21 protein-coding genes are annotated in these 19,765 nt (G+C 71.7%); 6 read left to right on the top strand and 15 right to left on the bottom strand.

Features of this window, described 5'->3' with window-relative positions; all coding sequences use genetic code 11:
• Nucleotides 1-69: 69 nt before the first annotated feature.
• Both IE273_RS00820 and IE273_RS00815 read right to left on the bottom strand, forming a co-directional pair.
• Entirely contained in the window at nucleotides 70-489 is a 420-nt protein-coding gene (locus IE273_RS00820) for an organic hydroperoxide resistance protein (RefSeq protein ID WP_189813172.1), read from the bottom strand.
• Between the two features lie 95 nt (nucleotides 490-584).
• Nucleotides 585-1,583, bottom strand: coding sequence for an NADP-dependent oxidoreductase (locus IE273_RS00815; RefSeq protein WP_189813171.1), 999 nt, complete (start codon nucleotides 1,581-1,583; stop codon nucleotides 585-587).
• A 96-nt stretch (nucleotides 1,584-1,679) separates the two neighbouring features.
• Here IE273_RS00815 and IE273_RS00810 point away from each other — a divergent pair, with 96 nt between their 5' ends.
• Both IE273_RS00810 and IE273_RS00805 read left to right on the top strand, forming a co-directional pair.
• Nucleotides 1,680-2,117: a MarR family winged helix-turn-helix transcriptional regulator gene (locus tag IE273_RS00810; RefSeq protein WP_189813170.1), complete on the top strand. Its 438-nt coding sequence runs from the start codon at nucleotides 1,680-1,682 to the stop codon at nucleotides 2,115-2,117.
• A gap of 76 nt (nucleotides 2,118-2,193) precedes the next feature.
• Entirely contained in the window at nucleotides 2,194-2,988 is a 795-nt protein-coding gene (locus IE273_RS00805; protein WP_189813169.1) for an EI24 domain-containing protein, read from the top strand.
• A gap of 43 nt (nucleotides 2,989-3,031) precedes the next feature.
• Here the strand turns inward: IE273_RS00805 and IE273_RS00800 are convergent, their stop codons facing one another.
• The 3 genes from IE273_RS00800 to IE273_RS00790 form a co-directional block, all read right to left on the bottom strand.
• Nucleotides 3,032-4,273 carry a pyroglutamyl-peptidase I gene (locus IE273_RS00800; protein ID WP_189813168.1) on the bottom strand — a complete coding sequence of 414 codons (1,242 nt, stop codon included), beginning with the start codon at nucleotides 4,271-4,273 and terminating at the stop codon, nucleotides 3,032-3,034.
• Between the two features lie 329 nt (nucleotides 4,274-4,602).
• The gene (locus IE273_RS00795; RefSeq protein WP_189813167.1) at nucleotides 4,603-5,580 is read right to left on the bottom strand and encodes an aldose epimerase family protein; all 978 of its coding nucleotides are present in this window, start codon (nucleotides 5,578-5,580) and stop codon (nucleotides 4,603-4,605) included.
• A gap of 15 nt (nucleotides 5,581-5,595) precedes the next feature.
• Nucleotides 5,596-6,480 (bottom strand): SGNH/GDSL hydrolase family protein, encoded by an 885-nt coding sequence (locus IE273_RS00790; protein WP_189813166.1) that lies wholly within the window; start codon nucleotides 6,478-6,480, stop codon nucleotides 5,596-5,598.
• Nucleotides 6,481-6,736: 256 nt separating this feature from the next.
• On the opposite strand from IE273_RS00790, the gene IE273_RS00785 reads away from it, so the two are divergent.
• Nucleotides 6,737-7,231 carry a DUF3145 domain-containing protein gene (locus IE273_RS00785; RefSeq protein WP_041665147.1) on the top strand — a complete coding sequence of 165 codons (495 nt, stop codon included), beginning with the start codon at nucleotides 6,737-6,739 and terminating at the stop codon, nucleotides 7,229-7,231.
• Between the two features lie 67 nt (nucleotides 7,232-7,298).
• On the opposite strand, the gene fabF is transcribed toward IE273_RS00785, so the two are convergent.
• The 5 genes from fabF to IE273_RS00760 all read right to left on the bottom strand — a co-directional run bounded on the left by fabF (nucleotide 7,299) and on the right by IE273_RS00760 (nucleotide 12,252).
• Nucleotides 7,299-8,561 carry a beta-ketoacyl-ACP synthase II gene (gene fabF / locus IE273_RS00780; RefSeq protein WP_189813165.1) on the bottom strand — a complete coding sequence of 421 codons (1,263 nt, stop codon included), beginning with the start codon at nucleotides 8,559-8,561 and terminating at the stop codon, nucleotides 7,299-7,301.
• 106 nt (nucleotides 8,562-8,667) lie between these two features.
• Nucleotides 8,668-8,916, bottom strand: coding sequence for an acyl carrier protein (locus tag IE273_RS00775; protein WP_014672482.1), 249 nt, complete (start codon nucleotides 8,914-8,916; stop codon nucleotides 8,668-8,670).
• 81 nt (nucleotides 8,917-8,997) lie between these two features.
• Nucleotides 8,998-10,029 (bottom strand): ketoacyl-ACP synthase III, encoded by a 1,032-nt coding sequence (locus IE273_RS00770; RefSeq protein WP_189813164.1) that lies wholly within the window; start codon nucleotides 10,027-10,029, stop codon nucleotides 8,998-9,000.
• A 10-nt stretch (nucleotides 10,030-10,039) separates the two neighbouring features.
• Nucleotides 10,040-10,957: an ACP S-malonyltransferase gene (locus tag IE273_RS00765; RefSeq protein WP_189813163.1), complete on the bottom strand. Its 918-nt coding sequence runs from the start codon at nucleotides 10,955-10,957 to the stop codon at nucleotides 10,040-10,042.
• 89 nt (nucleotides 10,958-11,046) lie between these two features.
• Nucleotides 11,047-12,252 carry a PucR family transcriptional regulator gene (locus IE273_RS00760; protein WP_189813162.1) on the bottom strand — a complete coding sequence of 402 codons (1,206 nt, stop codon included), beginning with the start codon at nucleotides 12,250-12,252 and terminating at the stop codon, nucleotides 11,047-11,049.
• Between the two features lie 174 nt (nucleotides 12,253-12,426).
• On the opposite strand from IE273_RS00760, the gene IE273_RS00755 reads away from it, so the two are divergent.
• Nucleotides 12,427-13,080, top strand: coding sequence for a pirin family protein (locus tag IE273_RS00755; RefSeq protein WP_189813686.1), 654 nt, complete (start codon nucleotides 12,427-12,429; stop codon nucleotides 13,078-13,080).
• Here IE273_RS00755 and IE273_RS00750 read toward each other — a convergent pair.
• The gene (locus tag IE273_RS00750) at nucleotides 13,077-13,898 is read right to left on the bottom strand and encodes a serine hydrolase domain-containing protein (RefSeq protein WP_189813161.1); all 822 of its coding nucleotides are present in this window, start codon (nucleotides 13,896-13,898) and stop codon (nucleotides 13,077-13,079) included. The two genes, IE273_RS00755 and IE273_RS00750, sit on opposite strands and share 4 nt — an antisense overlap.
• 19 nt (nucleotides 13,899-13,917) lie before the next feature.
• Nucleotides 13,918-14,394 (bottom strand): GNAT family N-acetyltransferase, encoded by a 477-nt coding sequence (locus IE273_RS00745; RefSeq protein ID WP_189813160.1) that lies wholly within the window; start codon nucleotides 14,392-14,394, stop codon nucleotides 13,918-13,920.
• A gap of 96 nt (nucleotides 14,395-14,490) precedes the next feature.
• On the opposite strand from IE273_RS00745, the gene IE273_RS00740 reads away from it, so the two are divergent.
• Nucleotides 14,491-14,946, top strand: coding sequence for a MerR family transcriptional regulator (locus IE273_RS00740; RefSeq protein ID WP_189813159.1), 456 nt, complete (start codon nucleotides 14,491-14,493; stop codon nucleotides 14,944-14,946).
• Here the strand turns inward: IE273_RS00740 and IE273_RS00735 are convergent, their stop codons facing one another.
• From IE273_RS00735 to IE273_RS00725, 3 genes are all read right to left on the bottom strand, one after another.
• Nucleotides 14,947-15,795: a DUF4429 domain-containing protein gene (locus tag IE273_RS00735; RefSeq protein WP_189813158.1), complete on the bottom strand. Its 849-nt coding sequence runs from the start codon at nucleotides 15,793-15,795 to the stop codon at nucleotides 14,947-14,949.
• A gap of 66 nt (nucleotides 15,796-15,861) precedes the next feature.
• Nucleotides 15,862-17,079: an alpha/beta hydrolase gene (locus tag IE273_RS00730; protein ID WP_189813157.1), complete on the bottom strand. Its 1,218-nt coding sequence runs from the start codon at nucleotides 17,077-17,079 to the stop codon at nucleotides 15,862-15,864.
• A gap of 127 nt (nucleotides 17,080-17,206) precedes the next feature.
• The gene (locus IE273_RS00725; RefSeq protein WP_189813156.1) at nucleotides 17,207-17,833 is read right to left on the bottom strand and encodes a TetR family transcriptional regulator; all 627 of its coding nucleotides are present in this window, start codon (nucleotides 17,831-17,833) and stop codon (nucleotides 17,207-17,209) included.
• Nucleotides 17,834-18,078: 245 nt separating this feature from the next.
• Here IE273_RS00725 and IE273_RS00720 point away from each other — a divergent pair, with 245 nt between their 5' ends.
• Nucleotides 18,079-19,566: an MFS transporter gene (locus IE273_RS00720; protein ID WP_373309294.1), complete on the top strand. Its 1,488-nt coding sequence runs from the start codon at nucleotides 18,079-18,081 to the stop codon at nucleotides 19,564-19,566.
• Nucleotides 19,567-19,765 lie beyond the last annotated feature (199 nt).

The raw sequence follows: 19,765 nt of genomic DNA, 5'->3' as shown, positions 1-19,765 counted from the left end.
GCCCCCGGCCGAGAAGCAGCCGCACCCCACGTCCAAGGATGCGGCTGCCGATGTGTGGAACGACGGAGGTCAGACCAGCGTCACGCTGATGTTCCCGCGCGTCGCCTTCGAGTAGGGGCACACCTGGTGGGCCTTGTCGACCAGAGCCTTCGCGGTGGCCTCGTCGACGTTCGGGATGCTCGCCGAGATCTCCACGATGATCCCGAACCCCTCGTCGTTCCTCCCGATGCCGACCCTGGCCGTGACGGTGGACCCGGACACGTCGGCGCCCTCCTGCCGGGCGACGACCCCCAGCGCCCCCTGGAAGCACGCGCTGTAACCGGCGGCGAACAGCTGCTCCGGGTTGGTCCCGGACCCGCTGCCGCCCATCTCCTTCGGCGGGTTGACGACGACGTCGAGTCGGCCGTCGTCCGTGGCGACCCGTCCGTCGCGGCCGTTCTCGGCGGTGGCGACGGCGGTGTACAGGACGTCGGACTGCGTGATGGGCATGCGGTTGTCTTCCTCCTCGGTCCGCCGCGACTCGCGCCCACGATCGACGACGGATTTCGGAAAGAAGCTACCGCATGCCGGAAACCGGGGGAAGGTCAGAGCTTGACGACCATCTTGCCGATGTTGTCGCCGCGCAGGACCCCGAGGAACGCCTCCAGGTTGTTCTCGATGCCCTCGACCACGGTCTCCCGGTACTTCAGCGCGCCCGAGGCGACCCACGGGCCGACCTCCTGGACGAACTGCGGCTGGAGGTCGTAGTGGTCGCCGACGAGGAAGCCCTCGATCCGGCCGCGGGTCTGGATCAGACGGGCCAGGTTCTTCGGGCCGGGCGCGGGCTCGGTGTTGTTGTAGACCGAGATCATGCCGCAGACGGCGATCCGGCCGCCCTGGTTCAGTGAGCCGATCGCGGCCTCCAGGTGGTCCCCGCCGACGTTGTCGAAGTAGACGTCGATGCCGTCGGGCGCGGCCTGGCGCAGCTGCTCGGCGACCGGGCCGTTCTTGTAGTTGAAGGCGGCGTCGAAGCCGTACTCGTCCACGAGCAGCTTGACCTTCTCGTCGGACCCGGCCGAGCCGATGACCCGCGAGGCGCCCTTGAGCTTGGCGATCTGGCCCACCTGGCTGCCCACGGCCCCGGCGGCGCCCGACACGAACACGGTGTCGCCCTCCTTGAAGGAGGCGGTGCGCAGCAGGCCGGCGTAGGCGGTCAGCCCGGTCATGCCGAGGACGCCCAGGTACGTCGACAGGGGCGCGGCCTCCGGGTCGACCTTCACGGCGTTCTTCGCGTCCACGGCCGCGTACTCGCGCCAGCCGAAGAAGTGCAGGACGTGGTCGCCGACGGAGATGCCCTCGGCGTGGGACTCGACCACCTCGCCGACCGCGCCGCCCTGCATGACCTTGCCCAGCTCGAAGGGGGCGACGTAGGACTTGGCCGCGCTCATCCTTCCGCGCATATAGGGATCGACGGAGAGGTACTTGTTCCGCACCAGCACCTGACCCTCGCCCGGGGTCGGGGCCGGTGCCTCGACGAGGGCGAAGTCCTCGGGCTTCGGCCAGCCGACGGGTCGGCTGAGCAGGTGCCACTCGCGGTTGATCATGACGGAGCCTTTCGTGTCACACATTTACTTCAGTACCTGAAACAACCATGCCCCTGAATATTTCAGGATGTCAAGTAACCGGGTATCCTGGAGGGCATGTCCACCCCATCGAAGACCCACCGCCCCGACCCCCTGACCATGGAAGTGGTCGAGCTGATCGGTGACGTCGTGGCCCGCTTCTACGCGGACTACGAGGAGGCGGCGGGCGAGCACACGCTGACCGGCCCGCAGGCCAGGCTGCTCAGCCTGCTCTCGCTGGAACCGCTGCCCATGCGCAAGCTGGCCCAGAAGCTCAAGTGCGAGCCGTCGAACGTCACCGGGATCGTGGACCGGCTGGAGTCCCGCGGGCTGGTGGAGCGCCGCCCCGACCCGGCCGACCGCCGGGTGAAGGTCGCCGCCGCCACCGAGGAGGGCCGCAGGGTGGCCCGGGACCTGCGCGAGGGCCTGCACTTCGCCCGCGAGCCGCTCGCCGCGCTCACCGACGACCAGCGCCGCGACCTGCGCGACCTGCTCCGGCGCATGCTGGACGCCTGAGACCCCGCCCGGTACCGGCCGGCCCCGCCGTCACCGGCCACCCGCGCGGTCGCACCGAGCCAGTAAAGTCCTCGCCATGCGCGATCTTGGGGTGGGTTTCGGGTATCTGCTGAAGGGCCAGCGATGGGTGGCCCGGCACGGGCGGCGCTACGGCTTCGGGCTGCTGCCCGGACTGATCACGCTGGTGCTGTACGCCGCCGCGCTGGTCGCGCTCGCCGTGTGGGGCGCGGACGCGGTCGGCTGGGCGACCCCGTTCGCGGACGACTGGTCCAGCCCCTGGCAGGGCCTGTTCCGCGGCTTCCTGACGGCCGTCCTCTTCGCCCTCGGCCTGCTGCTGGCCGTGCTGACGTTCACCGCCGTCACCCTGCTGGTCGGCCAGCCCTTCTACGAGAACCTGTCGGAGAAGGTCGACGCCGACGTCTCGCCCGACGGCACCGCCCCGCGGTCGGACCTGCCGCTCTGGCGCGAGCTGTGGATCTCCGCCCGGGACAGCCTGCGCGTCCTGGTGCGGGCCGGCCTGTGGGGCGTCCTGCTCTTCGCCCTCGGCTTCCTGCCGTTCGTCGGGCAGACCGTCGTCCCCGTGATCGGCTTCTTCGTCACCGGCTTCTTCCTCACCGAGGAACTGGCCGCCGTGGCGATGCAGCGCCGGGGCGTCGACCTGCGCGCCCGGCTCACCCTGCTCCGCTCCCGCAAGACCCTGGTCTGGGGCTTCGGCACCCCCCTGGGCCTGGCCTTCCTGGTCCCGTTCGTCGCGGTGTTCCTGATGCCGGGCGCCGTCGCGGGCGCCACGCTCCTCGCCCGCGACCTGCTGGGCGAGGAGACCGGCGAGGACGGCGCGGACGCGCCCCGGACGCAGGACGTCACCCCCTGACCGAGACGCTCGCCTCAAGGTCCCGTCCTGGCCGGTCCCGGCGTCAGCCCGGCCTTCGCTCCGTCGCACCGACGGACACGGCGACGATCGACCGGACCTGCGCGATGATGTCCAGCCGGTTGCGCACGAACTCGGGGTCGGTCACCTCGGTGGTGTTCCCGGCCCCGAACTGGAGCACGGGCGTGTGCACATGCCCGCCCGGCAGCGTGTCGTGCAGCCCGAGCCGGTCCCGCAGCAGGGTGGCCCGGTAGGCGATCTCGTTGGAGAGGTAGTCGCCGCCGGCCCCGGCACGGGCGGCCGAGCCGGGGGTCGGCCCGTCCGGCCGTACGACAGGCGCGGTGCCGCCGGCCGGTATCTCGGTCACCTCCGTGTGGTCGTACACGGGGAAGCGGCCCGTCCGCGCGGCCACGACGGCGGTGTACGGCAGGGTGGTGCCCGTCCACTGCGGCTGTGACGCCGGGTCCGTGACCGGGATGGTCCCGGTCCGGCCGACGTTGTCGTTGTCCGCGAAGCCGCCCCGCCAGGCGCCGTTGGTGCGCTCGATGTCGAACCGGCCGACCCGGCCCTGGCTCACGGTCGTGAACAGGTCCACCTTCGGCAGGTACGGCCGCAGCGTCCGCTCCACCGTGCCCTCGGCGAAGTCCTGCCAGCGCACCGGGAACACGGCCGTCTCCACGCGCGCCGGTCCCCGCGCCGTCTCGATGACCGTGCCGTCCAGCGCGAGCGCCGTCGCCCCCGAGGGGTTGGAGATGCGGATGTCCCGGTCGAGCGTGAAGGGGTCGAACCCGGTGAGCAGGACGCGCCGCAGGTGTCCCTTCCCCGGGTAGCGGATGTCGGTCTGCCCGCGCGAGGTCCGCTCCAACCGGTCGAGCAGTGCGTCCCGTTGCCGGTCGGTGAGCCCGAAGCCGGGCTCCCAGGTGCGCACTTCCCGGGTCATTCCCAGCCGGGCCCAGTACAGCGGCCGGTCGTCGTCCCGGCTCAGATCACCGCCGGCCGGTCCCCGCCCCTGCGCCCGCTCCACGGCCCGCCGCCACAGCGCGGACCCCTCGCGCACGACGATACGGCGGGCCTGCGCGTAGGAGTGCGCGTGGTGCAGGGCCCGGCCGAACTCCGGTGCCGTGTCGGCGAATCCGGAACGCCGGAGGATCTCCTGCGGCACGGCCTGGTCGAGCCGCTGTTCCTCGACGGTGGGGGAGGGCGGGGCGGCGGCGGATGCCGTGGCGGTGGGCGCGGACAGGCCGGTCAGCAGGGCCAGCCCGATCAGGCCGATGCGTATACGGGTCAAGGGAGTTCGGATCCTTCCGTCGCTGTGGGGCGCGTGGTGCGGTGGGACGGCCGCAGTATCGCGTGACGGAAGTGACCCGCGCCATGGTGCGGGCGGTACCGGCGGCGCCCCCCGCGGGACGCGAGGTCCGGACGGGACGGCGGGGACGCGGCCAAGTGTGAAGGGTTCGTACGAGATCTCCGCCGGACGCTCGATCGAGGGCCGCCGCGTCATCACGACGATTAACGTCTGATCCGGGACAAGTCCCCCGCGGGGACGCGTCTCTCCCGCGCAGCCCCGGTCCGGGAACCTGACCCCCGGACCGGGGCTACACGGCCCCTCGCGACGGGCTACCGGCCCCGGACGCCGAAGCCGTACACCGTCTCGGAGCGGAAGACCTCGCCGGGCCGCAGCACCGTGCTCGGGAAGTCCGGCCGGTTGGGGGAGTCCGGGAAGTGCTGCGTCTCCAGGGCGATCCCGGCGCCGGGGCCCAGCGGCCCGGACAGGTGGTCTGCGGTGTAGAGCTGGAGGCCCGGCTCGGTCGTGGCCACCGTCAGGGTCCGCCCGGACGCCGGGTCGTGCAGCTCGGCCACCTCCTCCGCCACCCCGGTCACGCCCTTGTCCAGGACGAAGTTGTGGTCGTAGCCGGAGCCGGTCTTGCGGGCCGTACGGAAGTCGAAGCGGGAACCGGTAACGTCCTCCGGCGCGCCGGCCGGGATCAGGTCCGCGTCCACCGGCGTGTACCGGGTCGCGGCCAGCCGCAGCTCATGCCCGCCCGCGTCACCGGAACCGCTCAGGTCCCAGTACGTGTGACTGGTCAGGTTGACCACCGTCGGCGCGTCCGTGACCGCCTCGTAGGCGATCCGCAGCGCGCCCGACGCGTCGAGCGCGTACGTCACCGCCACCTCCAGCCGGCCCGGGAAGCCCTCCTCGCCGTGCGGGCTGACCCGGCTCAGACGGACGCCGTGCGGGACCGGCGCCACCTCCCACACGCGCTTGTCGAACCCGCGTTCACCGCCGTGCAGCGAGTTCGGGCCGTCATTGCGGGCCAGCGCGTACGTCCGGCCGTCCAGCGGGAACCGGCCGCCCGCGATCCGGTTCGCGTACCGGCCGATCACGGCACCCAGATACGGCTCCGGATGTGCCAGATAGCCGTCGAGGTCCGGGAAGCCCAGCGCCACGTCCACCGTCCGCCCGGCGCCGTCCGGGACCTCCACGGACTGCACGATCCCGCCGTACGACAGCACCCGCACCCGCACCCCGCCGCGCTCCAGCGTCCACCGGTGCACCGCCTGGCCGTCGGGGAGTGTGCCGAAAAGTTCGTTCATGTGGAAAACCCTAGGTCACGGATTTCCCGCCGTGATCCTCCGGTACGCGATCTCCGCCAGCCGCGCCTGACCGTCCTTGCTGGGGTGGAACCAGTCCCAGTGGCTGAGCTGGTCCGTGCCGAAGCGGTAGTCGTACACCGCGTTGCCGTCGAAGCGGCAGCGGCGGTCCTTGGCGCAGACCTCCCTCAGCACCTGGTTGTACTCCACCACCCGCTGCTGCACGGAGTCCCGGCGCAGCATCGCCGCGCTGGTCAGATCGTCCGCGTCCCCCAGCATCGAGGGGCAGATGCCCAGCTTCCACACCTGCTTGCCCAACTGGTTCGTCCGGCCCTCCGACCACAGCCGCTTCAGGTTCGGCACGCTCGCCACGTACACCTGCGTCTTCGGCAGCGCCGAGCGCAGCGTGCGCAGCGCCTCCACGAAGTCCGCGCGGAAGTCGGCCAGTGGGGTCATCGCCGACGCCGAGGCCCGGCAGGCGTCGTTCGCCCCCACCATCACCGTCACCAACTGCGGGCGCCGGGAGACCGCCTGCTCCATCTGCTCGGGCAGGTCCGCCATCCGGGCGCCCGTCACCGCGTAGTTCCAGCTCCGCTCCGCCGCCCCCGTCACGCCCAGCAGCCGCACCGCCAGACTGTCCACCTTGGCGTCGCTGCCCGTCGCCCACGAGACCTCCGGGCAGTCCGACAGCACCGTGCACGCGTCGAAGCCGCGCGTGATGGAGTCGCCCACCGCGGCGATCGAGTCCGGGCTGCGGTCCCACACCGGGAGCCGGGCCGCGCCCGCCTCGGTGCCCGCCGGCGCCGGCGCGCTCCCCGCCCCGTCGGCACATCCGGCGGCGCCCAGCAGCACGGCCGCCACGACGGCGAGAACGGCCCGTACACGGTGGCTTCGCTTCCGCATCCCTGCTGTTCCCCTCGTTCGACGGTAGGCACCGGCTCCCCTGACAACGTGCGAGGGTTCCCGGCCAGGCGCCCCGGGAACGGCGCACCCCCGCACAAGCGTCCCCCTGGGTGAATGGCGGCGGTTTCCTGGCACCGGGACCGACCGTACGTCACACTCCTTGCCCCGCCGCAAGGTAGCCTCGCCATCAACGCGGCCGTCGCGCCACTGCCGCCCAGCCAGTCCGCAAGATGTCCCGCTCTGCCCGGAGGTTCCGGTGACGACACGTGGAGTTCTGTACGTGCACTCCGCGCCGCGCGCGCTGTGCCCGCACGTCGAGTGGGCCGTCGCCGGGGTGCTCGGCACGCGCGTCAACCTCGACTGGATCCGGCAGCCCGCGGCCCCCGGCACCTGGCGCTCGGAGTTCTCCTGGCAGGGCCAGGCCGGCACCGCCTCCCAACTCGCCTCGGCGCTGCGCGGCTGGCACCTGCTGCGCTTCGAGGTCACCGCCGAGCCCTGCGCGACCGCCGAGGGCGAGCGCTACAGCTGCACCCCCGACCTCGGCATCTTCCACGCCGTCACCGGCATCCACGGCGACATCCTGATCCCCGAGGACCGCCTGCGCGCCGCGCTGACGCGGTCCAAGCAAGGGGAGACCGACCTGGAGGCGGAGATCGCCAAGCTCCTGGGCAAGCCCTGGGACGACGAACTGGAGCCGTTCCGCTACGCCGGCGAGGGCGCCCCGGTCCGCTGGCTGCACCAAGTGGTGTGACGTCGCGCACGTACCGGACACAGCCGAAGGGCCCTCACCAGCTGGTGAGGGCCCTTCGGCGTGTTTCTCAGATCGTCCGGAACGCCAGGACCACGTTGTGCCCGCCGAAGCCGAACGAGTCGTTCAGCGCGGCGATACGGCCCTCGGGCAGGGCCCGCGCCTCACCGACGACCACGTCCGCGTTGACCTCGGGGTCGAGGTTGTCCACGTTGATGGTCGGCGGAGCCGTACGGTTCACCAGCGCCAGGATCGACGCGACGGTCTCCACACCACCGGCACCGCCCAGCAGGTGACCGGTCATCGACTTGGTCGCGGAGATCGCCATGTGGTCGACGTCGTCGCCGAACACCTTCCGCAGCGCCTTGATCTCGGCCACGTCACCCTGCGGCGTCGAGGTGGCGTGCGCGTTCACGTGCACGATCTCGGCCGGCTTCAGATCCGTGTTGTCCAGCAGGTTCTGCAACGCGTGCGCGATCCCGTTGCCGGACGGCTCGGGCTGCGTGATGTGGTGCGCGTCGGCGGAGATGCCCTGTCCGACCGCCTCGGCGTAGATCCGGGCGCCGCGGGCCTTCGCGTGCTCCTCGGACTCCAGGACGATCACACCGGCGCCCTCACCGAGCACGAAGCCGTCCCGGCCGGCGTCGTAGGGACGCGAGGCGCCCCGCGGATCGTCGTTGTTCTTGGACATCGCCATCATGTTGCCGAACGCGGCGATGGGCAGCGGGTGGATGGCGGCCTCGGTACCACCGGCCACGACCACGTCCGCACGCCCGGTGCGGATCATCTCGATCGCGTACCCGATGGCCTCCGCGCCCGAGGCGCAGGCCGAGACCGGGGTGTGCACACCGGCGCGGGCACCCAGCTCGATCCCGACGTTGGCCGCCGGGGAGTTGGGCATCAGCATCGGCACGGTGTGCGGGGAGACGCGGCGTACGCCCTTCTCCTTGAGGATGTCGTACTGGTCCAGCAGGGTCGTCACGCCGCCGATGCCGGAGGCGATGACCGCGCCGAGACGGTCCGGGTTGATGGACGAGTCCTCACCGGCCCTGGCGGTGAAGCCGGCGTCCTTCCAGGCCTCCTGAGCGGCGATCAGCGCGAACTGCGCGGACCGGTCCAGTTTGCGGGCCTGCGGGCGGGGGATGATCTCGCCCGGCTCGACGGCGATCTGCGCGGCGATCCGGACCGGCAGCTGCGCCGCCCACTCCTGCTCCAGCAGGCTGACGCCGGACGTGCCGGCGACGAGGGCCTCCCAGGTCGAGGCTGCGTCGCCACCCAGCGGTGTGGTTGCGCCGATACCGGTGACGACCACGGTGCGATTGGTCGGGCTCACGGGAATTCTTTCTCCAACGGATACGGGAGGACTACCCCCGCGTCTGCGGGGATTACGGCGCCACCGCCGGGTGGCGGGGCTTGCAGCCTGCGGCCTAAGGGGTGGTTCAGGCCTGGTGCTTGAGGATGTACTCGGTCGCGTCGCCGACCGTCTTGAGGTTCTTGACGTCCTCGTCCGGGATCTTCACGTCGAAGCGCTCCTCGGCGGCGACGACGACCTCGACCATGGACAGCGAGTCGACGTCCAGGTCGTCGGTGAAGGACTTGTCCAGCTGGACGTCCTCGGTGGGGATCCCGGCGATCTCGTTCACGATCTCGGCGAGACCCGCGACGATCTCTTCCTGAGTGGCGGCCATGTCAGGCGCTCCTTCTTCGATAATCCAGACGGTTTGTGGCAGTGGTTCCCCTGCCGGATCGCATGATCCGGCACGGAGTGCCTAGGGGAGGGTAACGACCGTGGCGGCGTAGACGAGACCCGCCCCGAATCCGATGACGAGCGCGGTGTCGCCGCTCTTCGCCTCCCCGGTCGCCAGGAGCCGCTCCATCGCGAGCGGGATCGAGGCGGCCGAGGTGTTGCCGGTGGTGCGGATGTCACGGGCGACCGTGACGTGCTCCGGCAGCTTCAGTGTCTTCACCATCGAGTCGATGATCCGCACATTGGCCTGGTGCGGGATGAAGACGTCCAGGTCGTCCGCGGTGATTCCGGCCGCGTCCAGCGCTTGCTGGGCGACCTTCGCCATCTCGAACACGGCCCAGCGGAACACCGCCTGGCCCTCCTGCGTGATCGCAGGGAACTTGATGTTGCCCTGGCTGTCCAGGGGCAGCTGGGAGACGTCACCGACGGCGAACCGGTCCCAGGAGACGGTCTGCTTGATGGTCTCGGACTTGTCGCCCTCGGAGCCCCACACGGTCGGGCCGATCGCCGGCTCGTTCGAGGGGCCGACCACGACCGCGCCGGCGCCGTCACCGAACAGGAACGCGGTCGCCCGGTCCTCCAGGTCGGTCAGGTCGCTCAGCCGCTCCACGCCGATCACGAGCACGTAGTCGGCGGAACCTTCCACCACCATGCCCTTGGCGAGGGTCAGGCCGTAGCCGAAGCCCGCGCAGCCGGCCGAGATGTCGAAGGCGGCGGCCTTGTCCGTGCCGAGCTTGTCGGCGATCTCGGTGGCGACGGCCGGGGTCTGGCTGAAGTGCGAGACGGTCGAGACGACCACCGCGCCGATCCGCTCGGCGTCGATGCCGGCGTCCGCGATGGCCTTCCCGGAGGCCTCGATCGCCATCGCGGCGACGGTCTCCTCCGGGCCCGCCCAGTGCCGGGTCTCGATGCCGGAGCGCGAGCGGATCCACTCGTCGGACGAGTCGATCTTCTCCAGGATCACCTCGTTGGGCACGACCCGGGTCGGCCGGTAGCCGCCGACGCCGAGGATGCGCGCATACGGGGCACCCTTGCTGGGCTTGATCTTCGCCATGTACGGCTCCTTAGGCACCGGCGTGCTCTGCGAGCAGAGCGCGGGCCGCGTCGAGGTCGTCGGGGGTCTTCAGGGCCAGCGTCGCGACACCGGGCAGGGCCCGCTTGGCCAGGCCGGTCAGGGTGCCGCCCGGGCACACCTCGACGAGCGCGGTGACGCCCAGCTCCTTGAACGTCTCCATGCACAGGTCCCAGCGCACGGGGTTGGCGACCTGGCCGACCAGCCGCTCCAGCACCTCGGCACCGGACGCGACGGTCTCGCCGTCCCTGTTGGAGACGTAGGGAATCTTGGGGTCGGCCGGCGACAGCGCCGCCGCGGCCGTGGCCAGCGTCTCGACCGCGGGCGCCATGTGACGGGTGTGGAAGGCGCCGGCCACCTTCAGCGGGATGACCTTGCGCACGCCCTCGGGCTTGTCCTCGGCCAGCGCGGCGAGCTGCTCCAGCGTGCCGGCGGCGACGATCTGGCCCGCGCCGTTGATGTTCGCCGGGGTCAGGCCCAGCTTCTCCAGGTGCGCCAGGGAGGTCTCCAGGTCGCCGCCGAGCAGCGCCGCCATGCCGGTCTCGGTGACCGCGGCGGCGTCGGCCATCGCCAGACCCCGCTTGCGGACGAGGCCGAGGGCGGCCGTGTCGTCCAGGACACCGGCGAAGGCGGCGGCGGTGATCTCACCGACGCTGTGCCCGGCGACCGCGCCGGGGTTGATGTCACCGAGTGCCGCGGCGGACAGGAGGCCGGCGGCCACGAGCAGCGGCTGGGCCACGGCGGTGTCCCGGATGGCGTCGGCGTCGGCCTGGGTGCCGTAGTGCAGGAGGTCCAGTCCGATGGCGTCCGACCAGGCGGCGACGCGGTCGGCGGCACCGGGCAGTTCGAGCCAGGGGGTCAGGAAGCCGGGCGTCTGAGCGCCCTGGCCGGGAGCGACGAGTACGAGCACTCTCACACTCTCTCTTGGGGACGGGCACGGCCGCCCGTGAGGACAGGGACGAAGAACACGAAGGGCTTTTGTGGGCCTCCGACAAAACCCTATGCCTGGGATTCGGCGTCGACCAGACGCCCCAGGATGAGCGCGATCCGTAGTGTGAACGCGGATCGTACATCCGAAGGCGACCATCCGGTGACGTCAGTCACACGTCGGAGCCGGTAGCGCACGGTGTTCGGGTGAACGAAGAGCATTCTCGCCGCGCCTTCCAGGCTGCTCGCCTGCTCCAGGTACACACTCAGTGTTTCCAGGAGCGCCGAGCCCGCCTCCTCCAGCGGTCTGTAGATCTCCTCCACCAGTTGTTCGCGGGCGCTCGGATCACCCGCGATGGCCCGCTCCGGCAGCAGATCGTCCGCCAGCACCGGGCGCGGCGCGTCCTGCCAGGCGGAACACGCCTTCAGCCCCGCGGCGGCGGCCTGCGCGGACCGGGTCGCGGCCAGCAGATCGGGTACGACGGGCCCCGCGACGACCGGCCCGGCGGCGAACGGCCCGATCAGCGACCTGGCCACGGCGAGCGGATTGGCGCTGCCCCCCGCGACGACGACCAGCCGGTCGCCGAGCACCCCGGTGAGCACCTGGAGCTTGGCGTGCCGGGCGGCCCGCCGGATGGCCTCCACCGTCAGTTCGCTGTCCCCGTCCGGCGCGGTCCCGAGCACGACGCACACGTGCTCCGGCGAGTTCCAGCCCAGCGCGGCGGCCCGGCTGACGGCCCCCTCGTCCGCCTCACCGCTCAGCACCGCGTTCACCACCAGCGACTCCAGCCGTGCGTCCCAGGCACCCCGTGCCTCGGCGGCCTGGGCGTACACCTGGGCGGTGGCGAAGGCGATCTCCCGGGCGTACACGAGCAGCGCCTCGCGCAGCACGCTCTCGTCGCCCGGCGCCGCCACCTCGTCGATGGCGGACTCCATGACCTCGATGGTGGTCCGCACCATCTCCACGGTCTGCCGCAGCGTGATGGCCCGGGTCAGCTCCCGCGGCGCGGTCCCGAAGACGTCCGTGGAGATCGCCTGGGGCGCGTCCGGGTGCCGGAACCACTCGGTGAACGCCGCGATGCCCGCCTGGGCGACGAGGCCGATCCAGGAACGGTTCTCCGGGGGCATGGCCCGGTACCACGGCAGGGTCTCGTCCATGCGCGCGATGGCCTGCGCGGCCAGGCTCCCGGAGGACTTCTCCAGTCGCTTCAGGGTCGCGGCGTGCTGATGGACGTCGTGGGCTGCGGGATCGCCGTTGTGGGATTCGGGTTCGGGCACGGGGACAAGACTGCCTTATCGGGCCGGGCCCGTGCGCCGCCGGGGCTGTGCTTGACGGCTCGGTCGCCTCCGGGGGCGCCTCCCTCGCGGCCGACGCGTAAGGACGGTGGGCGATGGTGGGCCCTTGCCCCGAGTCGGGTCCTGTGCGCCCGGCCCGGCTACCGTGGTGCCGTGATGGACGTACGGCGCGCCGGTGAGCGCTATCGCGGAGGGGACCCCGAGGGCGGGATCGACACCTGGCACGCCTTCTCCTTCGGCCCGCACTACGACCCGGACAACCTCCGCTTCGGCGGGGTGATCGCCTGCAACGAGGAGCGGCTCGCGCCCGGCGCCGGGTTCGACGAACACCCGCACAGCCACACCGAGATCGTCACGTGGGTGGTCGAGGGGGAGTTGACCCACCGTGACTCCACGGGGCACGAGACGCGGGTCCGGCCCGGGGACGTCCAGCACCTCGGCGCGGCGGCGGGCGTACGGCACGTCGAGCGCAACGACGGGGACGTCCCCCTGACCTTCGTACAGATGTGGCTGACGCCACGCGAGCCCGGCGGCGACCCCTCCTACGACCTCGTCACCGGCATCGCCGACTCCACGCCGTACGCGGTGCCGGCGGCGGGCGCGATGCTCCACGTGCGCCGACTGGACCCCGGTGAGCGGACCGCCGTCCCGGACGCGGCGTACGTGTACGCGCACGTGGTGCGGGGCGAGGTCCGGCTCGCGGGGGAGGAGCTGGGCCCCGGCGATGCGGCGAGGATCACAGGGGCGGAGGGCCTGGAGGCGGTGGCGGCCACACCGGCGGAGCTGCTGCTGTGGGAGATGACGGCTTAGCCGCGCAGCTCGGTGAGCACCGCGTCCGTGAAGGCCGGCCACGCCTCGACCGCCCACGGGCCGAACGCCCGGTCCGTCAGGGCGACCCCGGCGAGCCCGACGGCCGGGTCGACCCACAGGAACGTCCCGGACTGCCCGAAATGCCCGAAGGTGCGAGGTGAGGAGGAACTCCCCGTCCAGTGCGGGGACTTCCCGTCGCGGATCTCGAAGCCCAGCCCCCAGTCGTTCGGGTTCTGGTGGCCGTATCCCGGCAGGACCCCCTTCGTCCCCGGGTACTGCACGGTCATCGCCGCCGCCACCGTCCGCGGGTCCAGCAGCCTCGGCGCCTGCACCTCCGCCGCGAACCGCAGCAGGTCCCCGACCGTCGACACCCCGTCCCTCGCCGGCGACCCCTGAAGCGACGTCGACGCCATCCCCAGCGGCTCCAGCACCGCCTGCCGCAGATACTCCGCGAACGGGATGTCCGTCGCCTTGGCGATGTGGTCCCCGAGCTGCTCGAACCCGGCGTTGGAGTACAGCCTCCGCTCCCCGGGCGGGGCCGTCACCCGGTGCTCGTCGTAGGCGAGCCCGGAGGTGTGGGCGAGGAGGTGACGGACCGTCGACCCGGGCGGTCCGGCCGGCTCGTCCAGCTCGATCGCCCCCTCCTCGTACGCGACGAGCGCCGCGTAGGCCGCCAGCGGCTTGGTGACGGAGGCCAGCGGGAAGCGGTGTCCGACGGGACCGTGCGTCCCGAGGACGGTCCCGTCGGCTCGTACGACACCCGCCGCGGCGGTGGGGACGGGCCAGTTCTCGATCAGCGCCAGGCTCTGCAACGACATGCCTCCGAGCCTATGCGGCTCACAGCAGCAGCCGCATCGACGGGTCGGGGTCCCGGGTGAAGCCCAGGGAGGTGTACAGCGGCTCGGCCTCCGGCGAGGCGTTCAGCAGCACGTGCCCGGCACCCCGCGCCCGGAACCAGCCCAGCAGCTCCTCCATGCACGAACGCGCGTACCCGCGCCTGCGGGCGTCCGGGTCGGTCGCCACACTGAAGACGTGCCCGACCCGCCCCCGCGGGTTCCCGGCCTTGCCGATGCGGTACTCCACCGTTCCCGCCACCAGCGCGGCCAGCGCCCCCGGCCGTCCGGGATGCTCCACGACGAACGCGGCGAAGTCCCCGTCCTGCTCGGCGAGCCGTTCCCGCAGCGCCGGCAGCGACTGCGCGTGCCACTCGGTCGACCCGGAACCTCCCGCGCTCCACAGGGAGTCGATCATCACCTGGCGCAGTCGCAACACTTCGGCGGCGTCCTCGGGCCGGGCCCGGCGTACAAGACTCATGGGCCGCACGCTAATCAGCCGCCCCGGGTGCCGTCCTGCGGATTTCTCGGCGAACCCGCTTGCTTGGAGTCCACTCCAAGGCCATAGCGTGGGGGCATGACGGTGATGCAGACCACGCCAGCGGCCACCGAGCACGCCACCCCCGCCGACATCTGCTCCGCCCCGCCCCGGCGGCACCCCCGCCCCGACGGCCAGGACCGCTACACGATCAGCGAGGTCGTCGCGTTCACCGGCCTCACCGCGCACACGCTGCGCTGGTACGAGCGGATCGGGCTGATGCCGCACGTGGACCGCTCGCACACCGGCCAGCGCCGCTACAGCAACCGCGACCTGGACTGGCTGGACTTCGTGACCAAGCTCCGCCTGACCGGCATGCCGGTGGCGGACATGGTGCGCTACGCGGAACTCGTCAGGGAGGGCGACCACACGTTCGCGGAACGCCGTCAACTGCTGGAGTCGACCCGCAGGGACGTCCTGTCCCGGATCGCGGAACTCCACGACACCCTGGGCGTCCTGGACAAGAAGATCAGCTTCTACGGTCGCGAGCGGTAGCTACAGCTCGGCCAGCAACTCGGCCTTCTTGGAGGAGAACTCCTCGTCGGTGACCAGCCCCGCCTGGTGCAGTTCCCCGAGGTGCCGGATCCGTTCGGCGATGTCGGCGGGGTCACGCCGGGCCGGGGCCGGTACGGCGGGTACCGGCCCCCGCGTCCGCACCGCCGCCAGCACCGCCGCGGCGAACGGCAGTGACTCGTGCACCGGCCCGTACCCCAGGCCGAACACCACCGACGCCGGATCCTGGTCCGGCTGCGCGGACCGCGCGGAGCCCGGATCGCGGGGCACCAGCCGCAGGTGCCCCTCGAAGACCTCCGGCGACCGCCACTCCACCCCGCTCAGCCCGGTCACCGGAAAGCTCTGGTCGCCGGCCTTCCACTTCGCCGACGACGCCCCGGTCCAGGACCAGCGGAACTGCACGGACGTCCCGTCGAAGGACGCCTTCCCGTCGTACGCCTTGAACTGCAACGGCGCCTCGGGCGCCGCCACCAGATGCCGCTCGGCGGGCCCCGACTCGGTCAGCAGGCCCTTCAGTTCGTCGGCGTAGTACTCGGCGAGGGTCTCCCGCTCGGCCGGCAGCACCAGCCGGTAGGGGTCGGAGCCCTCCTTCAACTGGCCGTCGGCCGCCTCCATCAGCGGATCGGCGCCCGGACGTGGCGTCAGGCGCAGGACGACCGTGCCGCGCTTGCCCGGGGTGAGGGTCACGCCCTCGACCGCGGACAGCGGGATCCGGCGCTCGCCGAGTGCCTGGAACAGCTTCGGTGTTCGAATCCCCCGTTCGTAACGGATGAGCACGGAGTCGGACTCGAACTCCCAGACGGCATGAAAACCCGCCAGTACGTCACCCATGCGGCTCATCGTATGCGGCACGTGCTCCTCCGTCGCCACCCGCGCAGACCGCACTTCCTGCTGTTTCTACGCGCGTCCGGCCGTCACCGTGCCGGACAGACCGGACCGGCACGCATCGTTCTCCCGTGCGCACGTCACCGCGTCGTACGCGCCCACGCCGATGTCGGCGAGGTTGCGCAGACTGTCCGTGCCGGGCTGGAAGTAACCGCTGTGCCCCTGGGCGTCCCGGGCCGACAGCACCCGCGCCCCGAACGCCGAGGAGACCGGGTCGGCGCCGTGGCCGAGACCGCCCAGCTCCAGGTACGGAACATCCTGCACCCAGTCACTGGCGTCCCGCATGGCCCACACCCGGGCCGTCGTGCCCAGGTGGGAGGCATTGCCGACGCGCATGCCGGGGCTCGCGGCCACCGCTATGTCGGCGACCCGGCGGGGCATGCCGTGTGCGGCGACCCCGCAGACCACCGAGCCGTAGCTGTGACAGAACATCGACACCGGGGCCCGGCCGGGCAGCGCGCGCAGCAGCGCGTTCAGCCGTACGGCCCCCTCCTCGGCGCGCAGTCCGGTGGCCGCGTCCACCCCCAGCCCGTCGGGGGAGGTGTAGTCGGCCCAGGCGATCACGGCCGTACGGGTCTTCGGGCTCGCCTCGCGCTCGGCCGCGTACAGGGCCTCGGCCATGCCGACCGGAGCGCTGTACTTGCGGTTCGTCCGCTGGAAGGTGAGCAGGTCGGTGTCGACGCCGGGGACGACGACCGAGATCCGCTGCGCCCTGGAGAGGTCGCCGAAGACCTCGGCGACCCGGCCCGAACCCTCGGGGTCGAAGGCCAGGATGTGCCGGCCGGGGTTCAGCAGGGACGCGTAGCGGTCCATCCGGCGGGCCGCGTCCTGCTGGCCCGCCGTGCTGAGCCGGCTGTCGTGCAGACGCTTGCGCTCGACCCGGCGCGCCTGCGCCAGCGCGATGCGGTTGGCCCGGTAGCGCAGGGAGACGGGCGCGCCGTTCATGTTGCCGACCGCCAGCGGATAGCGGTGGGCGAGGCGGTCGCGGTCGTGCGGGGTGAGCGAGGCGAAGAAGCGGGCCAGCCGGGACGGCGCTGCTTCGGGGTCCGGCAGGCCGAGGCCGTGGAGGCGGCCGTGCTCCCACTTGGTGAGCGAGGCCTGAAGGGCTGTCGACTCCCGGTGACTGCGCAGGGCGGTCCAGCCGGTGGTCGCGAGCATCACGAACACGACGGCCAGCGCCAGCAGTGCGCGCCAGACGTTCCATTGCGGGGAGGTGTCGAAGGAAGTCACTGGGAGGACACACTAGGAGAACGGGAGGGTCTCGCGGTAACCGAGTGACAGGGATCACGTTTCGGCGGTAACCGAACACCGTGTCCGGCGATCCGCCGGACACCGTCCCGGCGCTCTGCCAACGGTCTCAGGCGCCGCGCCAGTTACCCGTGAGCGCCGAACCCACCTGATCGAGGTGCGCCGCGCTGAGCGTCCGGAGCGCTTCCGGGCCGAAGTCCTCGCGCACGCAGCACTGCCGTTCGGTGACCCGGATCACCGCGGCGAAGACGGCCACCGCCAGCCGGGGGCGCGGATCGGTGTCCACGTCGACGCCCTCCCGCTCGGCCAGCAGGCGGGCGATCGTCTCCTCGGTCGCCGCCGACCGGCGCAGATGGGCGGCGAGCAGCGCGGGCGTCGACTCGATCGTCCGGTACATGCGCAGGTACAGCTCGACCGGGACGATCGACTCGACGGTCTCGCGGATCGCGTCCCAGCCCTCCAGGAACGCCTGCCGCAGGGCCTTCATCGGCGCCTCGTGCGGCGGACGCGCGCGGACGGCCGCCACGAACGCCGCCTCCGTGATGTTCTGCACCGCGAAGGCCACCTCCTCCTTGCCCGCGAAGTAGCGGAAGAAGGTGCGCTGCGAGACGTCGACGGCCTCGGCTATCTCGTCGACGGTCGTGTGCTCGTACCCCTGCGTGGTGAACAGTTCGAGAGCGGCCCGCAGCAGCGATTCCCGTGTACGCCGCTTCTTGCGCTCGCGCAGCGTCTCCATGGCCTCTCTCCTGTGCGTGTCCGGCCGGCCCAGCCTATGCGCCGCTGTCGTGTCAGTAACCGACGAGTGAATTGGTTTGTCAACTGTCAGCGACTGTCACTAGCCTGAGAAGTATGACTAGTCAGACCACCGTCGACGCGCCGGGGCCGGGGGGCAAGGCGCCGGCGGCCCCGTCGGGGCCCCCGTCGGCCACGGGCCTGCGCGGCCACCCGTGGCTCACCCTCCTCACCGTCGCCGTAGGGGTCATGATGGTGGCCCTCGACGGCACCATCGTGGCCATCGCCAACCCGGCCATCCGCGACGACCTCAACGCGTCCTTCGCCGACGTGCAGTGGGTGTCCAACGCCTACTTCCTCGCCCTCGCGGTCACGCTGATCACCGCGGGCAAGCTCGGTGACCGCTTCGGCCACCGGCAGACCTTCCTCATCGGCGTGACCGGCTTCGCCGTCGCGTCCGGTGCCATCGGGCTGTCCGGCTCCATCGCCGCCGTCGTCACCTTCCGGGTCTTCCAGGGCCTGTTCGGCGCGCTGCTGATGCCGGCCGCGCTCGGCGTGCTGCGGGCCACCTTCCCGGCCGAGAAGCTGAACATGGCCATCGGTGTGTGGGGCATGGTGATCGGCGCGTCCACGGCGGGCGGCCCGATCCTCGGCGGTGTCCTCGTCGAGCACGTCAACTGGCAGTCGGTCTTCTTCATCAACGTGCCGGTCGGTGCCCTCGCGCTGCTCCTCGGCACCGTGATCCTGCTGGACCACCGGGCCGAGAACGCCCCGCGCTCCTTCGACCTCCTCGGCATCGCCCTGCTGTCCGGCGCGATGTTCTGCCTGGTCTGGGCGCTCATCAAGGCGCCGACCTGGGGCTGGGGCGACGGCAAGACGTGGGTGTTCATGGTCGTGTCCGTGGCCCTGTTCGTCCTCTTCGCCTTCTGGGAGACGAAGGTCACCGAACCACTGATCCCGCTGGGCCTGTTCCGCTCGGTGGCCCTGTCGGCGGGTGTCGTCCTGATGGTCCTGATGGCCATCGCCTTCCTGGGCGGCCTGTTCTTCGTGACGTTCTACCTCCAGAACGTCCACGGACTGAGCCCCGTCAACGCCGGCCTGCACCTGCTGCCGCTCACCGGCATGATGATCGTCGGCTCGCCGCTCGCCGGTACCGCGATCACCAAGCTCGGCCCGCGCGTCCCGCTGGCCTTCGGCATGGCCGTGACCGCGGTCGCGCTGTACGGCATGTCGACGCTGGAGCCCGACACCGGCAGCGGTCTGATGTCCCTGTGGTTCGCGCTGCTCGGCCTGGGCCTCGCACCGGTCATGGTCGGCGCCACCGAGGTCATCGTCGGCAACGCCCCTCTGGAGCTGTCCGGCGTGGCCGGCGGCCTCCAGCAGGCGGCCATGCAGATCGGCAGCAGCCTCGGTACGGCGGTGCTGGGCGCGGTGATGGCCTCCAAGGTCGACCGCGATCTGCCGGGCAACTGGGCGGACGCGGGGCTGCCGAAGCTGACCCCGGATCAGCTCGACAAGGCCTCCGAGGCGGTCCAGGTCGGCGTGGCCCCGGTGACGAAGGACATGCCGGGGCCGATCGTCGCGAAGATCACCGCCGTCGCCCACGACACCTTCATCTCCGGCATGAGCCTCGCCTCCCTGGTCGCGGCCGGCGTGGCGCTGGTCGCGGTCCTCGTCGCGCTGTTCACCAAGCGGGGCGCGAACGCGGAGGCGGGCGCGGGCATGGGCCACATCTGAGCCCGGGTTCTCGAGTCCCCTCCCGGCGGAGTTCCCCTATCAGGGTGACTCCGTTGAAGATCGCTCGCCCCGGCGCGCGCCGCAGGTCACAGTGGGTCAAGTCCTCCGCAGGGCATGGGAGGACGCCGGACCGCGGCGCGCGCTGCTGGAGGGGGCAGCGCGCGCAGGTCTGCCGACGCGGAACCGGGGTACCCGCACA

The sequence above is a fragment of the Streptomyces olivaceoviridis genome, assembly GCF_014650115.1.
GTDB lineage: Bacteria > Actinomycetota > Actinomycetes > Streptomycetales > Streptomycetaceae > Streptomyces > Streptomyces olivaceoviridis.
Note: the sequence above shows the minus strand (reverse complement) of the source record. Positions and strands in the feature narration are given on the sequence as shown.